A 390-nucleotide genomic window follows, 5' to 3' on the forward strand; every position below is an offset into this window, starting at 1 on the left:
TGCGCGTAGAAAACCAAGCCTATCGTGGTTATGAATTTGAACAAATCCCAGTAGTTACCCTTGAAGATGGCACTAAGGTGTTACTAGGCGATATTGCGACTATCATTGATGGTTTTGAAGAAGGCTTACAATATTCAAAGTTCAACGGTGAGAATTCTGTCACTATTTTTATTGGCGCAGCAGATAATCAGAGTATTACTGATGTCGCGACCGTAGTGAATAAATTCGTTGAAGAAAAATCTGCAACCTTACCTCCAGGCGTTAAGTTAGAGAAATGGGTTGATATGACCTATTACCTTGAAGGCCGCTTAACCATGATGATGGATAACATGAAAAGTGGTGCTGTATTAGTTTTTATTATGCTGGCATTGTTTTTACGTGTGCGTTTAG

General features: G+C 39.2%; 1 protein-coding gene. It reads left to right on the forward strand.

All coding sequences use genetic code 11. The features are described from left to right. Window positions 1–390: efflux RND transporter permease subunit (locus tag ACX6CF_RS26650; RefSeq protein ID WP_458788406.1), on the forward strand; the 390-nt coding region annotated here is incomplete at both ends.

Source organism: Vallitalea sediminicola (assembly GCF_054408565.1).